This window comes from Bradyrhizobium sp. WSM2254 (genome assembly GCF_000472645.1).
In the GTDB taxonomy this organism is placed as follows: Bacteria; Pseudomonadota; Alphaproteobacteria; order Rhizobiales; family Xanthobacteraceae; genus Bradyrhizobium; species Bradyrhizobium niftali.
The window spans coordinates 93,822-110,651 of the sequence record NZ_AXAB01000027.1; the positions used below are offsets into that span (position 1 = coordinate 93,822).

Genomic DNA, 16,830 nt, shown 5'->3' on the forward strand with positions numbered 1-16,830 from the left:
GATGGATCTCTATTTCTCGCCGCTCGCTTGCTCGATGGCGACACGCGTCGCGCTGTACGAAGCCGGCGCCGACGCGAACTATCTCGAAGTCGATCCGCCGACCAAGAAGGTCCTGAACGACGGTACCGACTTCCGCACCGTGAACCCGATCGGCCTCGTGCCGACGCTGCGCACGGACGAGGGCGTGGTGCTGACCGAGAACGCGGCGATCCTGCAATATGTCGCCGACCGCTTCCCGCAATCCGGCCTCGGCGCCGCGGCGGGCATCGAGCGCACGCGGCTGCACCAATGGCTCTGCTTCATCGGCACCGAGCTGCACAAGGGCCTCTTCATCCCCGTGCTCGACCGCAAGGCGCCGCAGGAGACCAAGGCCTACGCGCTGGAGAAGAACCTGTCGCGGCTCGACTATCTCGACAACTACCTGAAGGGACGCGACTTCCTGCTCGACCATTTCAGCGTGGCGGATGCCTATCTCGTCACGGTCATCAACTGGACCATGGCGACACCGCCGATCGAGCTCGCCAAATGGCCGAACGTGAAGGCCTATTACGAACGCCTGCGCCAGCGGCCGTCGGTGGCAAAGGCGATCGCGGAGGAGTTCGAGCTGTACAAGGCCGAACTCGCCAGGAAGAAGGCGGCGGCTTGAGACAAGGCGGCGACGTCGTCCCGGCTGGCCGGGACGACGTCGTTCCTTCGTTGCAATTCGACTATCTCGGCGCTTGCAGCACGATCCCGTAGCGACGGTAGATCCGATCGATCGTGCCGTCGCTGCGCAGCAGTTCCACCGCTCCGTCGATGGCTTCGCGCAACGCATCATCGGGGCGAATCATGCCGACGGCGACATTCCAGTTGAGATCGGCCACGCTCTCGTCGCGATCCAGGATCCGGAGCGCCTTGTCCGGATGCGTCAGATTGAAATAGCTCGCCGCAGTGGGGGTGACCGCTGCGGCATCGATCTCATGATTCGACACAGCGTCGAGGCTGTCGCTCTCGAAGCCGAAGGTCGATGTAGGCACGCGCCGCTGACCGATGATCATGGCCGCGACCGATCCAACCTGCACTCCCACTTTGGTGGTCTCGTTGAGGCTTTTGAACGAGGTGAGCGTGCTGGATGACGGCACCGCGAGCGCGACGCCCGTGCGATAGTACGGCTTCGATATCCTCAGGCGGGTTTCGCCTTGCGCTTCGCGATCAGCGATGATGTCCAGAAGAATGTCGCAGCCGGCACTGCGCATCTGGTACTGCGTAATGATCCAGTCGAGCCGCAGCGAGACACCGAGCTCGCGTGCCAGCGCCTGACCAAGCTCGACCTGAAAGCCGGGCGGATCGCCCGCCTTGCGCGCAAAGGGAAGCGAGTTGGGATGCGCGCACAGCCCGATCGCGCCGCTCGAGCGGATCGCGTCCAGGGTTCGCGCCTGCGCCGGTCCGGATAGCCCTATGGCGGCAGCGGCAATGAGCGGGACAAATGCCTTCATTCGGCGTTCTCATCTAGATGGATCGCGCCGTGCGCTTCAGCCCTCGCGCGGCTTCAAGGCGCGGATGTATTTGACGATCTGGTCGATCTGGGCGTCGGTGAAGGCGCCGTCGAATGCCGGCATCGCCCCTTGCTTGCCGTGCTTGATGCGGTCGCGAATGAAGGCGTCGTCGCGCGGCGAGTTCAACAGTTGCGGCCCCTTGCCGGGCGCCCGGCCACCGTCGGAGTGACAGAAGCCGCAAGTCCCCGCGAACACCGGTTCGACCTCGAACGACCCGTTCTCGGGCGCGGGCGTGGTGGATTGTGCTTGAGCCATCACAGCGCACAGCAGCGCGGCACCCAGTCCCGCAGGAACCGTTTTCAAATGCAGTCTCAACACGTCCGCTCCATTCCTGAAATCACGCGTCGTCGCTTCGATCGGTCATGGTGTGGGCTTGCGCCCCGCTCCATGACCGAACGTTTGCGGCAGACTATTTCAGGCTGAAGACGATGAGCGCGCCGTCGTCACGCGGCATGCTCTTGTAGGCGCCGCCGAAGTTTGGCGCATACTCATCCGCCAGCATCCCGCCGAAGCCTGCGACCACTGCGATGTATTGCTTGCCCCCGACGGAGTAGCTGACGATGCCGCCTTGATGGCCGGTGCCATTGTTGTGTTTCCACAGCTCAGCGCCGGTTTCGGCATCGTAGGCGTGAAGGACGCCGCGGGAGTCGGGCACGAATACGAGATTGCCCGCGGTCGACAGTACGCTCCCAAGCGGCGGCTCGGGATAGCGGACCTCCCATTTCTTCGCTCCCGTTATCGGATCGCGCGCATCGAGATGTCCGTAGATCTCGCCGCCCGGAGGAGGCGCCATCTTGAAGTCGGCGCCGATGTTGAGCTGGACCTGCGGCGCGGTGACCGGCGTCGTCTTCTGGACTTCCAGCGTCATGCACCATTCCTGGCCGATCTTGTAGTAGAGACCGGTCTTCGGGCTGTATGAGCCGGCATTCCAGCTGACGCCGCCGCCGATGAACGGACACAGCGGTTCAGCGACTTTCCCGGCCGCGAAATCGCGTCGACCGATCAGCGCGCCGGTCTTGGGATCGATATCCTTGACGAAGTTGATGTTCTCAACCAGCCGCCAGACGTTCTTCACACCGAGATTGCGGTCGTAGACGAAGACGAAGCCGCCCTTGTTCGGATGAACCACATATTTCTGGCCGTCGCGTTCGAGCATCACGAACTCGCCGACGGCGCTGTCGAAGTCCCAGGCGTCGTGCGGCAGTTCCTGATGGTAGGATTTCAGCTTTCCGGTATCGATATCGAGAGCGATGACCGAACTCGTATAGAGATTGTCGCCGGGACGCGCGCCTTGCGTCTTGTAGTCGGCGCCCGACCAATCATAGAGCGGCGCCGGGTTCGCGGTGCCCCACAGGATGGTGTTGGTCTCGGAGTCGTAGGTCCCCGGCATCCAGCCGCCACCGCCACCAGTCCGCCAGGAATCGTTGCCCCAGGTTTTCATGGCCTCGTCGGTGCCTGCGACCGTCAGGAACTCCCACTTCTTCTTTCCGGTGGTGGCATCAAGCGCGAAGATCGGGCCGCGGCCCGGCCATTCGCCACCTTGCGAGCCGATGATCACGCTCCCTTTCGCGTAAAGCGGCGCGCCGGTGAAACCGACCGTGAGCTTCTGCGAATCGATCAGCCTGGTCTCCCAGAGGACCTTTCCCGTCTTCGAATCCAGCCCGAAGACACGACCGTCCATCGTGCCGACGAAGACCTTGCCTTCACCGAGGGCTACGCCGCGATTGTAGGGCGAGTGGGTCTGCCGGCTGATGAGCGCCTCATCGAGCTCCGGAAAGAACGACCAGATGACCTCGCCCGTCGCGCCGTTCAGCGCAAAGACCCGGCTGTAAGAACCCGAGTAATAGAGCACGCCATCGGCCACGAGCGGCATCGACTGCAGGCCGCGCGTCGATCGTCCGGGAATGTGCATCCAGGCTACGCCCAGATTGCCGATGGTGTTGGCATTGATCTGCGCGAGCGGGCTGTAGTGATGCGACTTGTATGAGCCGTGATAGGTGAGCCAATCGTTCTGACCGGCGGCCTCGATCCGGGCCGTATCCACCGATTGAGCAAACGCCGCCGACGCCGCAAGTGTCGCGCCGACAAGAACAGGTAAACCCGAGCTAAGCCACTGCGTCCTCATATGCACTTCCTCCCGCTTCTGTGTGATTGCGTCTTATGAGCGCCGCCGCGAGGGATGTTTGCAGTTCAGTGCGCGTCGATTGTTTTCCATCGAAGATGAGCTGCCAACAGATGTCCCCCTCTCCCGGCGCATGTCGCCAAAGGAGCTACGTTCACTGGAGTGGTTGCTATTGCACTTCTGCTCGCAGTCACAGAGTACGCCGGATCATGGGCAGTGCAAAGACGGAATGCACCCACGGCGTGAACTTGACGCACGAGGAAAATTGAAACGGCAGTGGCACTTACCGTTTCGTCCCAATCGACAAATCGTCAAGGCCCGGGCGGCGCGAACTCTATCCGTACAGCACCCGCGGCAGGATCGTGACGATCCCGGGCCACAACGTCAGCAGCAGCACGAAGCCGATCATGATCATCAGATAGGGCAGCGTGACGCGCGCGATGTCCACGCACGACGCCTGACGCGTCACCGCGTGTACCCATAAACTGCAACCGCGTTGTCCGCCGACACGAGGCCGCTTTCGATGTCGTCATTGACGGCCGAGCGTGCCCGCTCGGTCGGATCGCCGATGCCGGCGCCGCCGGGCGTCAGCACCACCAGCCGGTCGTCCGGCGGCACCTGCTGAAAGCCCTTGCCACGCAGCTTCTTGCCGGATTTGAGACCGACATAGCCGGCCTCGCCGTTCCGGCCGCCGTCGCGGCCACGCGGCGGATGATCGATGCGGTCGAACGCCGCCAGAATGTCGAACGGCGCATCGACGCCGCTGCCGACCTCGATGATCTGGCCGAGGCCGCCGCGGGTGCGCCCTGCCCCGCCGGAATCCGGGCGCAGCTCCTTGCGCCAGAAGATCAGCGGCGTCTGTGTTTCCGCGATCTCGACCGGCGTGCCGCGCACGCCGCTGGGATAGGCGGTGGCCGACAGGCCGTCCTTGCCGAAGCGCGCGCCGGTACCGCCGTTGCTGGTGACCGCCATCGAGAACCCGTAATTGCCGCCGACGCCACTTCGCGTCTGTCCGCGCACGTTGAGATTCCACAGGCACGAGGTGCCTTCCGCCGGCACGCGCTCGGGAATGATCTGGCGCAGGCAGCCGAACACCACGTCGGGCAGCATCTGGCCGATGATGTGGCGCGAGGCGACCGGCGCGGGCTTCGGCGCATTGAGGATCGCGCCGGCAGGTGCCGACACCGTCAGCGGCGACAGCGAGCCGGCATTGTTCGGGATCTGCGAGGCGACGACACAGCCGAGGCCAAACACGGTGTAGGCCGTGGTATAGGACAAGGGCACGTTGATGCCGAACTTCGAGGCGGCCGAAGTGCCGTCGAAATCGACGTGAATGCCCGCATCCGAGATCGTCAGCGTCGCGGCCAGCGTCACCGGCGCATCGTAGCCGTCAACGACCATGCTGTTGCGCCAGCTGCCCTTCGGCAGCTTGGCGATCTCGGCCAGCACGGCCTCGCGCGAACGTTCGCAGATGTAGTCGCCGAGCTCGTCCAGCGTGTCGATGCCGAACTCGGTCATCATCTCGACCAGGCGCTCGCAGCCGACGTCGTTGCAGCCGGCGAGCGAATAGGTGTCGCCCTCGGTGTCGATCGGCAGCCGCGTGTTGGTGCGGATCATCGCCATCAGCGTCTCGTTGACGACGCCCTGGTCGATCAGCTTCAGCATGGGGATGTAGAGCCCCTCCATGAACACGTCGGTGGCATCAGGCCCGAAGCCGATGCCGCCGATGTCCATGAGATGGCTGGTGCAGGAGAACAGCGCGACCGGCTTGCCGTCCTTGAAGCAGGGCGTGGTGACGACGAAGTCGTTGAGGTGGCCGGTGCCCATCCAGGGATCGTTGGTGATGTAGGCGTCGCCCTGCTTCATCGTCTCGATCGGGAAGTGGTCGATGAAGTGCTTGACCGATTCCGCCATCGAATTGACGTGACCGGGCGTACCCGTCACCGCCTGCGCCAGCATCCGCCCCTTGAGGTCGAACACGCCGGCCGAGAGATCGCCGCATTCGCGCACGATCGGGCTGAACGCGGTGCGGAGCAGCACCTGCGCCTGCTCCTCGACCACGGCGATCAGCCGGTGCCACATGATCTGAAGGTCGATCAGGCTCGCGCCATTTGCCTTGCTCATGATCAGGCTGCCTTCCGTTCCATGACGATGCTGCCCGCACCGTCGATATGGGCGTCAAAACTGGTGGAGACGAAAGTCGAGGTCTCATCCTCCGCGATCACGGCGGGACCGGCGATCGTCGCCCCCGGCGCCATGTCCTCGCGGCGATAGAGTGGAATCTCGATCACCTCTCCGGCCCGGCCGTCGAAGAATTTCCGGCTGCCGGACGCCTTGCCGGCGGGCATGCGTGCAACGGCCGCGACGACGGACGGATTGCGCGGCTCGGTGGTGGCGAGCACCGACCAGCTCAGGACCTCGATCGCGGCACCCGGGATCGGGCGCTCGAACATCGCGGAATAATCAGCCTCGAACTTCTGGCGCAGACCGGCGAGATCGGCTGACGTCAGCGGCCGGTTCGGCAGCTCGACGCTGATCTCGTGGCCCTGACCGACATAGCGCATGAAGGCCGCGCGGCGTTCGCGCACCGGGGCACCGGCAGCACCGGGCTCGACCAGCGCACGCGCCTCGGTCGCCATCTCCTGCAAGAGGTCGGAAACCGCGCCGGTGTCGAAATCGTCAAGCCGGACGTGACGGCTGCGCACCAGCTCATAGGCGATGGGAGCGGCCAGAAATCCGACCGCCGAGCCGACGCCGGCATTCGACGGCACGATCACCCGGGAGACGCCGATCTTCTCGGCGACGCGCGCCGCATGCAGCGGCGCGGCACCGCCGAACGCGATCAGCGTATGCTGGCCGACCACGGCGCCGCGTTCGACCGCATGCACGCGTGCCGCACTCGCCATGTTCTCGCAGACGACCTCGTGCACGGCATAGGCCGCGGTTTCCGCCGACAGGCCCAGCGGCTCGCCGACGCTGCGCAGCAGCGCCTGCTTCGAGAGTTCGGGGTCGAGCTTGATCGTGCCACCCGCGAAGGCGTCGGGATCGATCATGCCGAGCGCAACGTCCGCATCGGTCACGGCCGGACGTTGGCCGCCGCGGCCATAGCAGGCCGGGCCGGGCTCGGACGACGCGCTCTCGGGGCCGACGGTGACGCGCTTCATCGCGTCGACATGCGCGATCGAGCCGCCGCCGGCGCCGATCTCGACCATCTCGATCACGGGAATGCGCACCGGCAAGCCGGAGCCTTTCAGGAAGCGCGCCGCGCGATCGACCTCGAACACACGCGAAGTCTCGGGCTGGTATTTCTCGATCAGGCAGATTTTTGCGGTGGTGCCGCCCATGTCGAAGGAGAGCACCTTGCTCTCGCCGAGACGCGCCGCGATCTGCGCCGCGAAGATCGCACCGCCGGCAGGACCGGACTCGACGAGGCGCACGGGAAAGCGCCGCGCTGTCTCGATCGAGGTGACGCCGCCGCCGGACGTGACGAGATAGATGGCACCGCGGAACTGCTCGACCTGCAGGGCATCGGCCATGCGGGCGAGATAACCGTCGATCAGCGGTTGCACATAGGCGTTCGCGACCGCGGTGGACGTGCGCTCATATTCACGGATTTCCGGACACACGGCCGATGACACCGTCACGGAAATTCCGGGCATCTCCTCGCTGAGGATCGCGGCCGCGCGGCGCTCGTGCTCGGGATTGGCGTAGGAGTGCAGGAAAGCGATCGCAACGCTTTCGACCCTCAACTCGCGCAATTTTGGCGCGAGCGCGCGCACCGACGCTTCATCGAGCGGGAGGCGGATGGCGCCGTGCGCGTCGATGCGCTCGGGTACGGTGAAGCGCAGGCTGCGCGGCGCCAGCGGCGTCGGCTTGTCGATGGCGAGATCGTACTGGTCGTAGCGGCTCTCGGTGCCGATATCGAGCACGTCGCGAAAGCCCTCGGTCGCAATCAGCGCCGTCTTGGCGCCGCGGCGCTCGATGATCGCATTGGTCGCGAGCGTCGTGCCGTGAATGAAGACGTCGATGTCGCTCATATGCGCACGCGCGTCAGTAAGAATGAGACGCATGCCATCCAGCACCGCCTCCTCGGGCCGCTGCGGCGTCGTCAGCACCTTGCGCGTCTTGCGGTCCTGCCCCACGTCCAGCACGATGTCGGTGAACGTGCCACCGATATCAACGGCAAGCCGCACCTCGGCTCCCTCAAGCATTCCAAATTCTCCGTGCTGATCGTCAAGACTGGGGACAAAAACGCAGCAATTTCCGTGCCATCGGGCATGCCGGCAACGCAGCGCCCGGCCATTCTGCTTGGCACCCATGCAATAGGCAAGGCGTGTTCGCCTCGCAGGAGATCAGAGCAGGAATGCAAGCGCCGCTTCGCAGCGCTCCTCGACCTTGAGCGTCAGGAGATCGTCGGCGCGGGTGCGCCCGAGATTGACCGCTGCGATCGGGATCTGCCGCTGCGCGGCAGCCTGCACGAAGCGGAAACCGGAATAGACCATCAGCGAGGAGCCCACGATCAGCATCGCGTCAGCCTGCGACAGATGGTCCTGTGCGGTGGCGACGATTTCGCGCGGCACGTTCTCGCCGAAGAACACGACGTCGGGCTTGAGGATGCCGCCGCATGCGTCGCAGGCGGGCACCTTGAACGAGGAAAAATCCGCGTGCTCCAGATCGGCATCGCCGTCGGGCGCATCCGCAGCATCGAGCGCGAGCCACTCTGCATTGGCGCGGCCAAGCGTATCCTGGAATTCGTTGCGCGGCGTCTTCGTCCCGCAGCCCATGCAGCGGACCAGATCGAGCCGGCCATGCAGGTCGATCACCTGCCGGTGGCCGGCGGACTGATGCAACCGGTCGACATTCTGGGTCAGCAGCATCCCGCAGCGCCCGTTCGCCTCGAGCCGGGCCAGCGCATGATGCGCATCGTTCGGCCTCGCCTGGCCGAACCGCCGCCAGCCGATCAGGCTGCGCGCCCAATAGCGCCGGCGCGTGTGCTCCTCCGACATGAAGGCCTGGAAATTGACCGGCTGGGTCCGCTTCCAGTTGCCATGGCTGTCGCGATAGTCGGGAATGCCGGAATTGGTGCTGCAGCCGGCGCCGGTCAGCACGAACAGACGTTCGTGCCGGGCGACGAAATCCTGGAGCGGTCGATTTGCCAGCGGAGCATTTGACATGGCGCAGATGTAGTCCGTGCCGCGACATTTTGCCAGATCACTCCCGGACGGGCGGCTCGAAGCCGGCGATGGGTTGATCCGTGCCGGAGAAATGCCGGCGGCGAATGCTCGCGCACCAGCTTGTCCCGCCCGAACACATCACCCGTCAGATCTTGCTGGGATCGGTGTCATGCCGATGCTTGTGAAGAAACCGGGCGATCTGCCCACGGAGCGCCGCCGTGTCCAACAATGTTCCGACCGATCCGGCGGTGTCGAAGATCTCCCGCTGAAGCGTCGTCGGCAGAGAATTCCATTGCATGATGACGGCCGCGCCGAGACACCGCAAAACACGCTCTTCCTCCGCCGCGAGGGCTGCGCCGCGCAGTCGCTCCGTCTCCCCGGCGTTGACTGCGTCCACGTATTGGTCCGCGAGGACCTGCTCGTTATCCGCGCGCGATGCAAGGCTGTCCTGCAACTTCTCGAATTTGCGGGTGTCATCCTTGCCGGACGAGCTCCTGGCCAGTTCGCCGTATGCGGCCGCTCTTGCACGATACTGCAGAAATTTGAACATGCCGCCTCCTTTCGTTGAAACGCTTCGCGCATTTCGACCCGCCGGCTAGGCCGGCGTCGGGACACTCAGAGAAGCCAATGGAGCCTCGAACGTGTATGCGAAGCCCCTCTCCTCATAGGTCAGTTGCACGTCGCCCTGGAGCTGGCGACCCAGCGTCTCGATCAATCGCGTTCCGAAGCTGCGCTTTGCGGGTGAATGGATCAACGGACCATTCTTCTCGATCCAGGTCAGGCGCAAGCGCTGCGTCTGCGGGTCGATCGTCCAGTGGAGATCGACGCACCCCTTTGGAGCCGAAAAGGCACCATACTTCGTGGCGTTCGTGCAAAGCTCATTGAGCGTCATCGCGACGGCGATCACGGCACCCGAATTGATCCGGATATCGGGTCCCGAAATCGAGAACTTCGATTCGGCGGGATCGTCGAAAGCTTCGATGGCGCTGCGGACGACCGCCCCGAGGTCGGCACTCGACCAGCTCGCCCGCACAAGGACATCGTGCGCGCGGCCGAGTGCCAATAGCCGACCCTCGACGGCCTGCTGTGCGTGTTCCACACCTTGCAGGTTGCGCAGGCTCTGGGAGACGATGGCGGCAACGATCGCGAGCGTGTTCTTGATGCGGTGGTGCAGCTCTTCAAGGATCAGATTCTGCAGCTTGTCGGAGGTCTCTCGCTCCCTTGCATCGATGCCCGCCCTGGCGAGCAGACCCCTCGCGTTGATCTCGGCCTGGGCAAGGAGAAGCCGCAGGCTGACATTCTCTGCCGCCAGAGCATCCTCATGCGATTCTCTGTCGCCGGGATGCTGGCCCGTGCGGAGATCGATCTCGAGCGTTGGCGACTGTATCACGAGGGTTGGCTGCCGAACCTGATTTCAGTGGAACGTTTCGTCACGAAGGCGGGATTTCAGCGGCGTCGCGATCTTGCTTCGGCGCCTTCGTTGCCGAGAAATATGCGTGGATTTCGGCGGCATTTCCAAGAATCGCCGCCCTGCGCATTGCCGCCGTGCGCTTGTTTCCTGACGGCAATTCGCGAGCGCGACGCAAGGCGTCGATCGCCCTGGAGTTCAGCTCGCAAGCCAACGACGGCTGAATTGAATCCGATGAGGTGCTTGCCTGATCCGACGGCGACGGCGCGCCGAAACCGACTACCATTGAATCAACATCGAAGCGGCGATCACCAGCACGAAGAAGATGGGCAGCAAGACCGGAGGTACGAGCCACTCGCGAAGGATGAATCCGGGGGAATCCGACATATTGACCGCCTCTTGGTCGCGGCGGGAGCGCAATGCTCTCAGTCACCGATAACGGCCGAGGGGCGGGCGGTGATAACCGGGATATAGTCACCTTTCGCCGAATAGCGAGGCTCGAGAAGAACTATTTGTCGCGATCGGCCCCGAACCGGATTGTAACCCTGTCGTCAAAGCATCATTTGAAAGAGGCGCAACCGGCTCGCTCTTGTCAGATCTCGACGAAACGTCCGTGTTCCTGACGTACGCAAGCCGAGCGTCGGCCACCCAGCGTGCCCCCGGCTCAAACGGCGTGAAGGCGCACGGCACCTGCAACCTGATCGGCCCGAACCATGATTGATTTTCCAAATCACAGTCGCTCATATGACCGGACACGGCGTGCCGTGCGGTTCTGGGGACACGACAGCGCCATCGAGGCCTCGTTCTTCATCGATGAAGGCGCGTTGAAGCAGATTCAACCGAGCGCCAATGCCACCGAATCGGGATTCCTGAACGCGTTCGATTGCAATCGCGACTTGATATGTGCCACCGCGGCCAGGAAGTACGTCCGCGGCAGCAGAGGCTCCTACGATTTGCTCGCAGCAGATTTCTGAAGCGGTCGGCACGGGGTGATGAGTTCGTGATTTCGCCCGTGAACCTACGTTTCTAGCTTGCCCAGTTCTCGCGGAATTCCGGGAACAGCGTCAAGCCACCGCAAGCATAGATCGTCTGCCCGGTGATGTAGCTCGCATCGTCCGAGGCGAGGAAGGCGAACACGGCGGCGATCTCCTCCGGCGTTCCGACGCGCCCGAGTGGAATGTGGCTGGTGACGACGCCGCGCTTTTCCGGATCGCCGGTCCAGGCCGCGTTGATCGGCGTGTCGATCGCGCCGGGACCGACCGCATTGACGCGAATGCCTTGCCCGGCAAATTCGAGCGCGAGCGTGCGCGTCAGGTTGGCCATGCCGCCCTTGCTGATCGAATAAGCGAGATAGAAGGGCTTCGGAATGATCTGGTGGACGCTGGAGCAATTGATGATGCTGCCGCCTCCGCCGCGCGCGACGAAATGCGCCAGCGCCTTCTGCGCGCAGAGCACGGCGCCGTTGAGATTGACGTCGATGATGCGGCGATAGGTTTCCACGTCGAGCGCATCGCTCGGCGATTCCCGCTGGAAGCCGGCATTGTTGACGAGACAGTCGAGGCGCTTCCAGCGCGCCAGGATGGTCTCGAACATCGCGGCGATGTCCTGCTCGTTGCCGACGTCAGCCTTGACGACGACATGATCGAGCCTGCCGTGGCCGCGATCGGCCGATGCCGTCCGCGCCAGCGCGAGCGTCTCTTCGGCCTTCTGAGGGTGATCGAAATAGTTGATGGCGACGGTCGCGCCTTCCTGGGCGAGCCGGATGGCGACGGCACGGCCGATGCCTTGCGAGGCGCCGGTCACCAGCGCGTATTGGCCAACGAGGCGCGAGGGAAACGGGATCGAGCGGTCGGTCTGTGGCATGAGCTTTCTCCGGAGTGCCTCATCATCGACGGAGGCGACGTTTTGTTCCATCCCAGCAGCGCAGCCCTGGGATTCATTCCGCGTGTTGCGCAAGGGAAGAGGTGAGGATCTGATAGAGGATGATGGCGCCGAAGGTCGCGGTTCCGATCCCGCCGATCGTGAACGCGCCGAATTTGAGCGTGAGGTCGCCAGCGCCCGCCGTCAGCGCCACGGCCACGGTGATCAAGTTCGCAGGATTGGCGAAGTCGACCTTGTTCTCGACCCAGATCCGCCCAGCCATCGCGGCGATCAACCCGAACAGCACGATCGAGAGACCGCCGATGACGGGACCCGGGATCGACAGGATGAGCGCGCCGAATTTCGGCGAGAAGCCGAGCAGGATCGACACCAGGGCGGCGACAGCGAACAGCAGCGTCGAATAGACCTTCGTCGCCGCCATGACGCCGATATTCTCGGCATAGGTGGTGACGCCGGTGCCTCCGCCGCAGGCTGAAGCGATCGTGGCAAGGCTGTCACCAAGGAAGGCGCGGCCGAGAAAGCCGTCGAGGCTCCGCCCCGTCATCGCGCCGATGGCCTTGACGTGTCCGAGATTCTCGGCGACGAGGATGAGCGCGACCGGCGCGATCAGGACGATCGCATCGACCTGGAAAGTCGGCGTGGTGAAACCCGGCAAGCCGATCCACGGCGCGGCCGCGAGCTGGGTGAAGTCGATCGGCTTGCCGAGACCGAAGCCGTTGGCAAGCAGCCAGTACAACAGATATCCGCCGATCGCACCGAGGATGATCGGCAGCCGGCGCCACAGCCCCGGCGCCGCAACGCCGACCACACCGATGACGAGGACGGTCACAAGCCCGATCCAGGTGTCGAACGTACCAGCACTCACCGACTTGACGGCGACCGGCGCGAGATTGAGGCCGATGGCCGCGACCACGGCGCCGGTGACGACCGGCGGCATCAGGCGCTCGACCCAGTCGACTCCCGACCACATCACGATCAGCGCGATCACGCCGTAGAGTACGCCGGCCCCGATGATGCCGCCGAGCGCAACCGGAAGATTCGGGTTCGGTCCATGCCCGGCATAGCCGGTGGCGGCGATGACGACGGCAATGAAGGCGAAGCTCGAGCCGAGATAGCTCGGCACGCGCCCCGCCACGACCGCGAAGAAGATCAGCGTGCCGATGCCGGAGAACAGCAGCGCAACATTGGGATCGAACCCCATCAAAAGAGGCGCGATGATCGTGCCGCCCGACATCGCGACGCCGTGCTGCAGACCCGCGACGATCGTCTGGCCCCAGGGCAACCGCTCCTCGGGCATGATCACGCCGGAGGTCTTCAACGTCCAGCGCGGAAAATAGCCTTGTGAACGGCCCTGCGCCTGCCCGTCGGAGCCTGTTGCAGTCGACATGTTCCCCCCAATTGCAGTGCAGCGATCGATCTTCGTGCGATCCGACAAAAATGTGATTGTTGCTCCCGCGGCGGCCATCACATGATGCAAATCATGCGAGATCAGTACGTTCCGGGGTCTACATTATGACACAGATCGCGATCCAGCCAGCCATCCGTCGCCGGCACCAGCCCTGGTACAAGATCCTCTACATCCAGGTTCTGATCGCGATCGCGCTCGGGGTACTCATCGGCTATTTCTATCCCGATTTCGGCAAGGAATTGAAGCCACTCGGCGACGGCTTCATCGCGCTGATCAAGATGATGATCGCACCGGTGATCTTCTGCACCGTGGTGCACGGCATCTCCTCGATGGGCGATCTCAAGCGCGTCGGCCGGGTCGGGCTGAAGTCGCTGATCTATTTCGAGACGGTCTCGACCGTCGCGCTCGCGGTCGGCCTCCTGGTCGGCGAGGTGCTCCAGCCCGGACACGGCTTCAACATCGATCCCGCCACGATCGACCCGAAATCGGTCGCGACCTACGTCACCAAGGCCAAGGAGGAAGGCATCGTCGCCCATCTGATGGCGATCATCCCCGACAGCTATGTGGGCGCCATCGCACGCGGCGATTTACTCCAAGTGCTGCTGATCTCGATCCTGTCGGGCTTCGCCATCGCTTTCCTCGGCAAGGCCGGCGAGCCTATCGCGGAGGCGATCGACAAGGCCGCGAAGATGTTCTTCGGCATCATCCGCATCATCGTGCGCGTCGCGCCCATCGGCGCGTTCGGCGCGATGGCCTTCACCGTCGGCGCATATGGCCTCGGCTCGCTGCTCAACCTCGCAGCCCTGATCGGCACGTTCTACCTCACCAGCATCCTGTTCGTGCTGATCGTGCTGGGCGCGATCGCAAGGCTCGCCGGCTTCTCGATCCTGCGTTTCATCGCCTATATCAAGGACGAGCTGCTGATCGTGCTCGGCACGTCGTCGTCGGAGACCGTGCTGCCGCAGATGATCCAGAAGATGGAGCATCTGGGCGCCTCCCGCTCGGTGGTCGGCCTCGTCATCCCGACCGGCTACAGCTTCAACCTCGACGGCACCAACATCTACATGACGCTGGCGACGCTGTTTCTGGCGCAGGCGACCAACACGCATCTGACGATCTGGCAGGAGCTCGGCATCCTCGGCATCGCCATGATCACCTCGAAGGGCGCCTCGGGCGTGACCGGCGCCGGTTTCATCACGCTCGCCGCGACACTCTCGATCGTGCCAGACATCCCGATCCAGTCGATCGCGATCCTGGTCGGCATCGACAAGTTCATGAGCGAGTGCCGCGCGCTGACCAATCTGATCGGCAACGGCGTCGCCTGCGTCGTCATCAGCATCTCCGAAGGCGAGCTCGACCGCGACGCGCTGCACGAGACCATGGCCCATCCGCTGGAGATCGGCGAGGCGCTGGAACCGGGTGGCAGCGGGTAAGCGACACAGATCGACGGCAGGCCCAGGTTCCGACGCGGTAGTTTCCCGGAGTGGATAATTGGCGAGATACGCGCCACAACAATGGCGTTGGGATCACCGATTGATAGTCAATGTTTCCGCCCGACGCGCTGGGGGCAGGGCGTCGGGCTTTTGATAATCACTGCGAGGGGCGACGCGCCAGGATGGTGCGGCGCCGGTGGCCGGGATCGGCATTATCATTCCGCAGGCCCGAACGGTCGGCCTCAGCCCGCAAGGTCACCGCCAAGATCGAGCCGCCGCGTAATCCCTATCGCCTGCAAGAATGCATCGTCATGGCTGACGACGAGCAACGCGCCGTCATAGGCCCGCAAGCCTGCTTCGACGGTTTCGATGGACGCGATGTCCAGATGGTTGGTCGGCTCGTCCAGGATCAGCAGTGAGGGCGGCGTCGTCCCGCCGAACACGCAGGCAAGGCCGGCACGAAGCAGCTGTCCGCCGCTCAGGCTCCCGACGATCTGCAAGGCAGCGTCGGCGCGAAACATGAAGCGCGCGAGAGCGGCATGGCACTCATTCGTGCCCGCCTTTGGATTGCGACGCCTGAAATTGTCCAGGATCGAGATCGCGGGATCGAGCAGGCTGACCTTCTGGTCGAACAGCGCGAAGTCGGGCCTGACCTTCACGGTGCCCACAAGGGGGCACATCTCGCCGGCAATGAGTTTCAGCAGCGTTGTCTTGCCTGAACCATTTGGTCCGACCACCGCAACGCGCTCCGGCCCGACGATCGTGAACGACAGATCCCGCAGGATTGCGCGCTCCGGATGATAGCCGGCGCTGACCCGATCGAGCCAAACCACCTCCCTGCCCGCCGGCAGGTTTGTCGGCGGCAATTTCACGGACAGCGGCTGGAGAATCTCGATGCGCCGGCGCGCCGTGTCGACGGCTTCGAGCGCCTCAGCGCGCCGCCGCTCGGCGACTTGCGCGGTCTTTCCCCCGGTGTCCTCGCTGCGATCCTTGCGTGCGCCGGCCAGGATGCGCGGCATGTCGCCCTTGGCACGCTTCTTCCTGCCGCCGCTGTCCTTGCGCGCCTTCCTCTCCACGGCGTCCTGCGCCTTGCCGTCGATCTCGGACAGCCGCCTCTCGGCATGCGCAAGGTCGTGCCTGACGGCAGCGAGCTCGACGGCCTTCTGCTCGCGATACCGGCTCCAATTGCCGCCGTATCGCGTTGCTCCGAGCGACGTCAACTCCACGATCGCGTCCATCGTTTCGAGCAGGCCCCGGTCGTGGCTGACGACGATCGCGCCGCCGCGCCAGGCGGCGAGGAGATTGATCACGGCCTTGCGTCCGTCCTGGTCGAGATTGTTGGTGGGCTCATCCAGCAGCAGGAAGTCCGGCTCGGCGAACACCAGCGCGGCAAGACGAACCCGCGTCGTCTGGCCGCCGGACAGGCAGGACAGCTCCGTATCAGGCGCAAGATCGAACCCGACGCGCGCCAGCGCGGACGCGAGCCGCGCTTCGAGGGTCCAGTCGATCGCGGCGATGTCGTCGGCGGAGGCATCGCCCCGCTCCGCACGGCGAAGCAGCGCCAGCGCTTCCCGCACGCCGAACAGATCGGCCACGGTGGCACCCGCGAGCAGCTGAACTTCCTGGCGCAGCAGGCCGACGGTTCCGTTGGTCAGAATGCGCCCGGACTGGGGAACATGTTCCCGGCAGATCGAGGCCAGCAGCGTGGTTTTCCCGACGCCGTTGCGGCCGACGAGACCGGCTCGCTCGGACGCGAATGTCAGATCGACATTGGAAAAAAGAGAACGGCCGTCAGGCGTGGACAGCGACAGGTTCGACAGGACAATGGAAGCAGGCATGGAATTCCCCGTGAGCAAGGCGGATCGGCGT

15 protein-coding genes are annotated in these 16,830 nt (G+C 64.2%); 4 read left to right on the forward strand and 11 right to left on the reverse strand.

Annotated features, from left to right (window positions below; all coding sequences use genetic code 11):
- The first annotated feature begins 1 nt into the window (after position 1).
- Positions 2-646, forward strand: coding sequence for a glutathione binding-like protein (locus tag A3M7_RS0120660; RefSeq protein ID WP_027545602.1), 645 nt, complete (start codon positions 2-4; stop codon positions 644-646).
- Positions 647-707: 61 nt separating this feature from the next.
- Here the strand turns inward: A3M7_RS0120660 and A3M7_RS0120665 are convergent, their stop codons facing one another.
- The 8 genes from A3M7_RS0120665 to A3M7_RS0120705 all read right to left on the reverse strand — a co-directional run bounded on the left by A3M7_RS0120665 (position 708) and on the right by A3M7_RS0120705 (position 10,221).
- Positions 708-1,475 (reverse strand): ABC transporter substrate-binding protein, encoded by a 768-nt coding sequence (locus tag A3M7_RS0120665; protein WP_027545603.1) that lies wholly within the window; start codon positions 1,473-1,475, stop codon positions 708-710.
- A 36-nt stretch (positions 1,476-1,511) separates the two neighbouring features.
- Positions 1,512-1,838, reverse strand: coding sequence for a cytochrome c (locus A3M7_RS46905; protein WP_245284298.1), 327 nt, complete (start codon positions 1,836-1,838; stop codon positions 1,512-1,514).
- 106 nt (positions 1,839-1,944) lie between these two features.
- Complete coding sequence (locus A3M7_RS0120675; protein WP_027545605.1) at positions 1,945-3,660, reverse strand: PQQ-binding-like beta-propeller repeat protein; 1,716 nt, start codon at positions 3,658-3,660, stop codon at positions 1,945-1,947.
- A 462-nt stretch (positions 3,661-4,122) separates the two neighbouring features.
- Positions 4,123-5,781: a hydantoinase B/oxoprolinase family protein gene (locus A3M7_RS0120685; RefSeq protein ID WP_027545606.1), complete on the reverse strand. Its 1,659-nt coding sequence runs from the start codon at positions 5,779-5,781 to the stop codon at positions 4,123-4,125.
- 2 nt (positions 5,782-5,783) lie between these two features.
- Positions 5,784-7,868 (reverse strand): hydantoinase/oxoprolinase family protein, encoded by a 2,085-nt coding sequence (locus A3M7_RS0120690; RefSeq protein WP_027545607.1) that lies wholly within the window; start codon positions 7,866-7,868, stop codon positions 5,784-5,786.
- Positions 7,869-8,009: 141 nt separating this feature from the next.
- Positions 8,010-8,831 carry an NAD-dependent protein deacetylase gene (locus A3M7_RS0120695; protein WP_027545608.1) on the reverse strand — a complete coding sequence of 274 codons (822 nt, stop codon included), beginning with the start codon at positions 8,829-8,831 and terminating at the stop codon, positions 8,010-8,012.
- Positions 8,832-8,976: 145 nt separating this feature from the next.
- Positions 8,977-9,381, reverse strand: a complete 405-nt coding sequence (locus A3M7_RS0120700; protein ID WP_027545609.1) for a hypothetical protein — start codon at positions 9,379-9,381, stop codon at positions 8,977-8,979.
- 45 nt (positions 9,382-9,426) lie between these two features.
- Positions 9,427-10,221, reverse strand: a complete 795-nt coding sequence (locus tag A3M7_RS0120705) for a sensor histidine kinase (protein WP_027545610.1) — start codon at positions 10,219-10,221, stop codon at positions 9,427-9,429.
- A gap of 5 nt (positions 10,222-10,226) precedes the next feature.
- Here A3M7_RS0120705 and A3M7_RS48740 point away from each other — a divergent pair, with 5 nt between their 5' ends.
- Both A3M7_RS48740 and A3M7_RS0120720 read left to right on the forward strand, forming a co-directional pair.
- On the forward strand, positions 10,227-10,463 hold the full coding sequence (locus tag A3M7_RS48740; RefSeq protein WP_027545611.1) for a hypothetical protein: 237 nt from the start codon (positions 10,227-10,229) through the stop codon (positions 10,461-10,463).
- Positions 10,464-10,952: 489 nt separating this feature from the next.
- The gene (locus A3M7_RS0120720; protein WP_027545612.1) at positions 10,953-11,213 is read left to right on the forward strand and encodes a DUF1488 domain-containing protein; all 261 of its coding nucleotides are present in this window, start codon (positions 10,953-10,955) and stop codon (positions 11,211-11,213) included.
- Positions 11,214-11,265: 52 nt separating this feature from the next.
- Here the strand turns inward: A3M7_RS0120720 and A3M7_RS0120725 are convergent, their stop codons facing one another.
- Positions 11,266-12,102, reverse strand: coding sequence for an SDR family oxidoreductase (locus tag A3M7_RS0120725; protein ID WP_027545613.1), 837 nt, complete (start codon positions 12,100-12,102; stop codon positions 11,266-11,268).
- Between the two features lie 73 nt (positions 12,103-12,175).
- Entirely contained in the window at positions 12,176-13,507 is a 1,332-nt protein-coding gene (locus A3M7_RS0120730; RefSeq protein ID WP_027545614.1) for a solute carrier family 23 protein, read from the reverse strand.
- Between the two features lie 125 nt (positions 13,508-13,632).
- Here A3M7_RS0120730 and A3M7_RS0120735 point away from each other — a divergent pair, with 125 nt between their 5' ends.
- Positions 13,633-14,961 (forward strand): dicarboxylate/amino acid:cation symporter, encoded by a 1,329-nt coding sequence (locus tag A3M7_RS0120735; RefSeq protein WP_027545615.1) that lies wholly within the window; start codon positions 13,633-13,635, stop codon positions 14,959-14,961.
- A 242-nt stretch (positions 14,962-15,203) separates the two neighbouring features.
- Here the strand turns inward: A3M7_RS0120735 and A3M7_RS0120740 are convergent, their stop codons facing one another.
- Positions 15,204-16,799, reverse strand: coding sequence for an ABC-F family ATP-binding cassette domain-containing protein (locus A3M7_RS0120740; RefSeq protein ID WP_027545616.1), 1,596 nt, complete (start codon positions 16,797-16,799; stop codon positions 15,204-15,206).
- Positions 16,800-16,830: the final 31 nt, after the last annotated feature.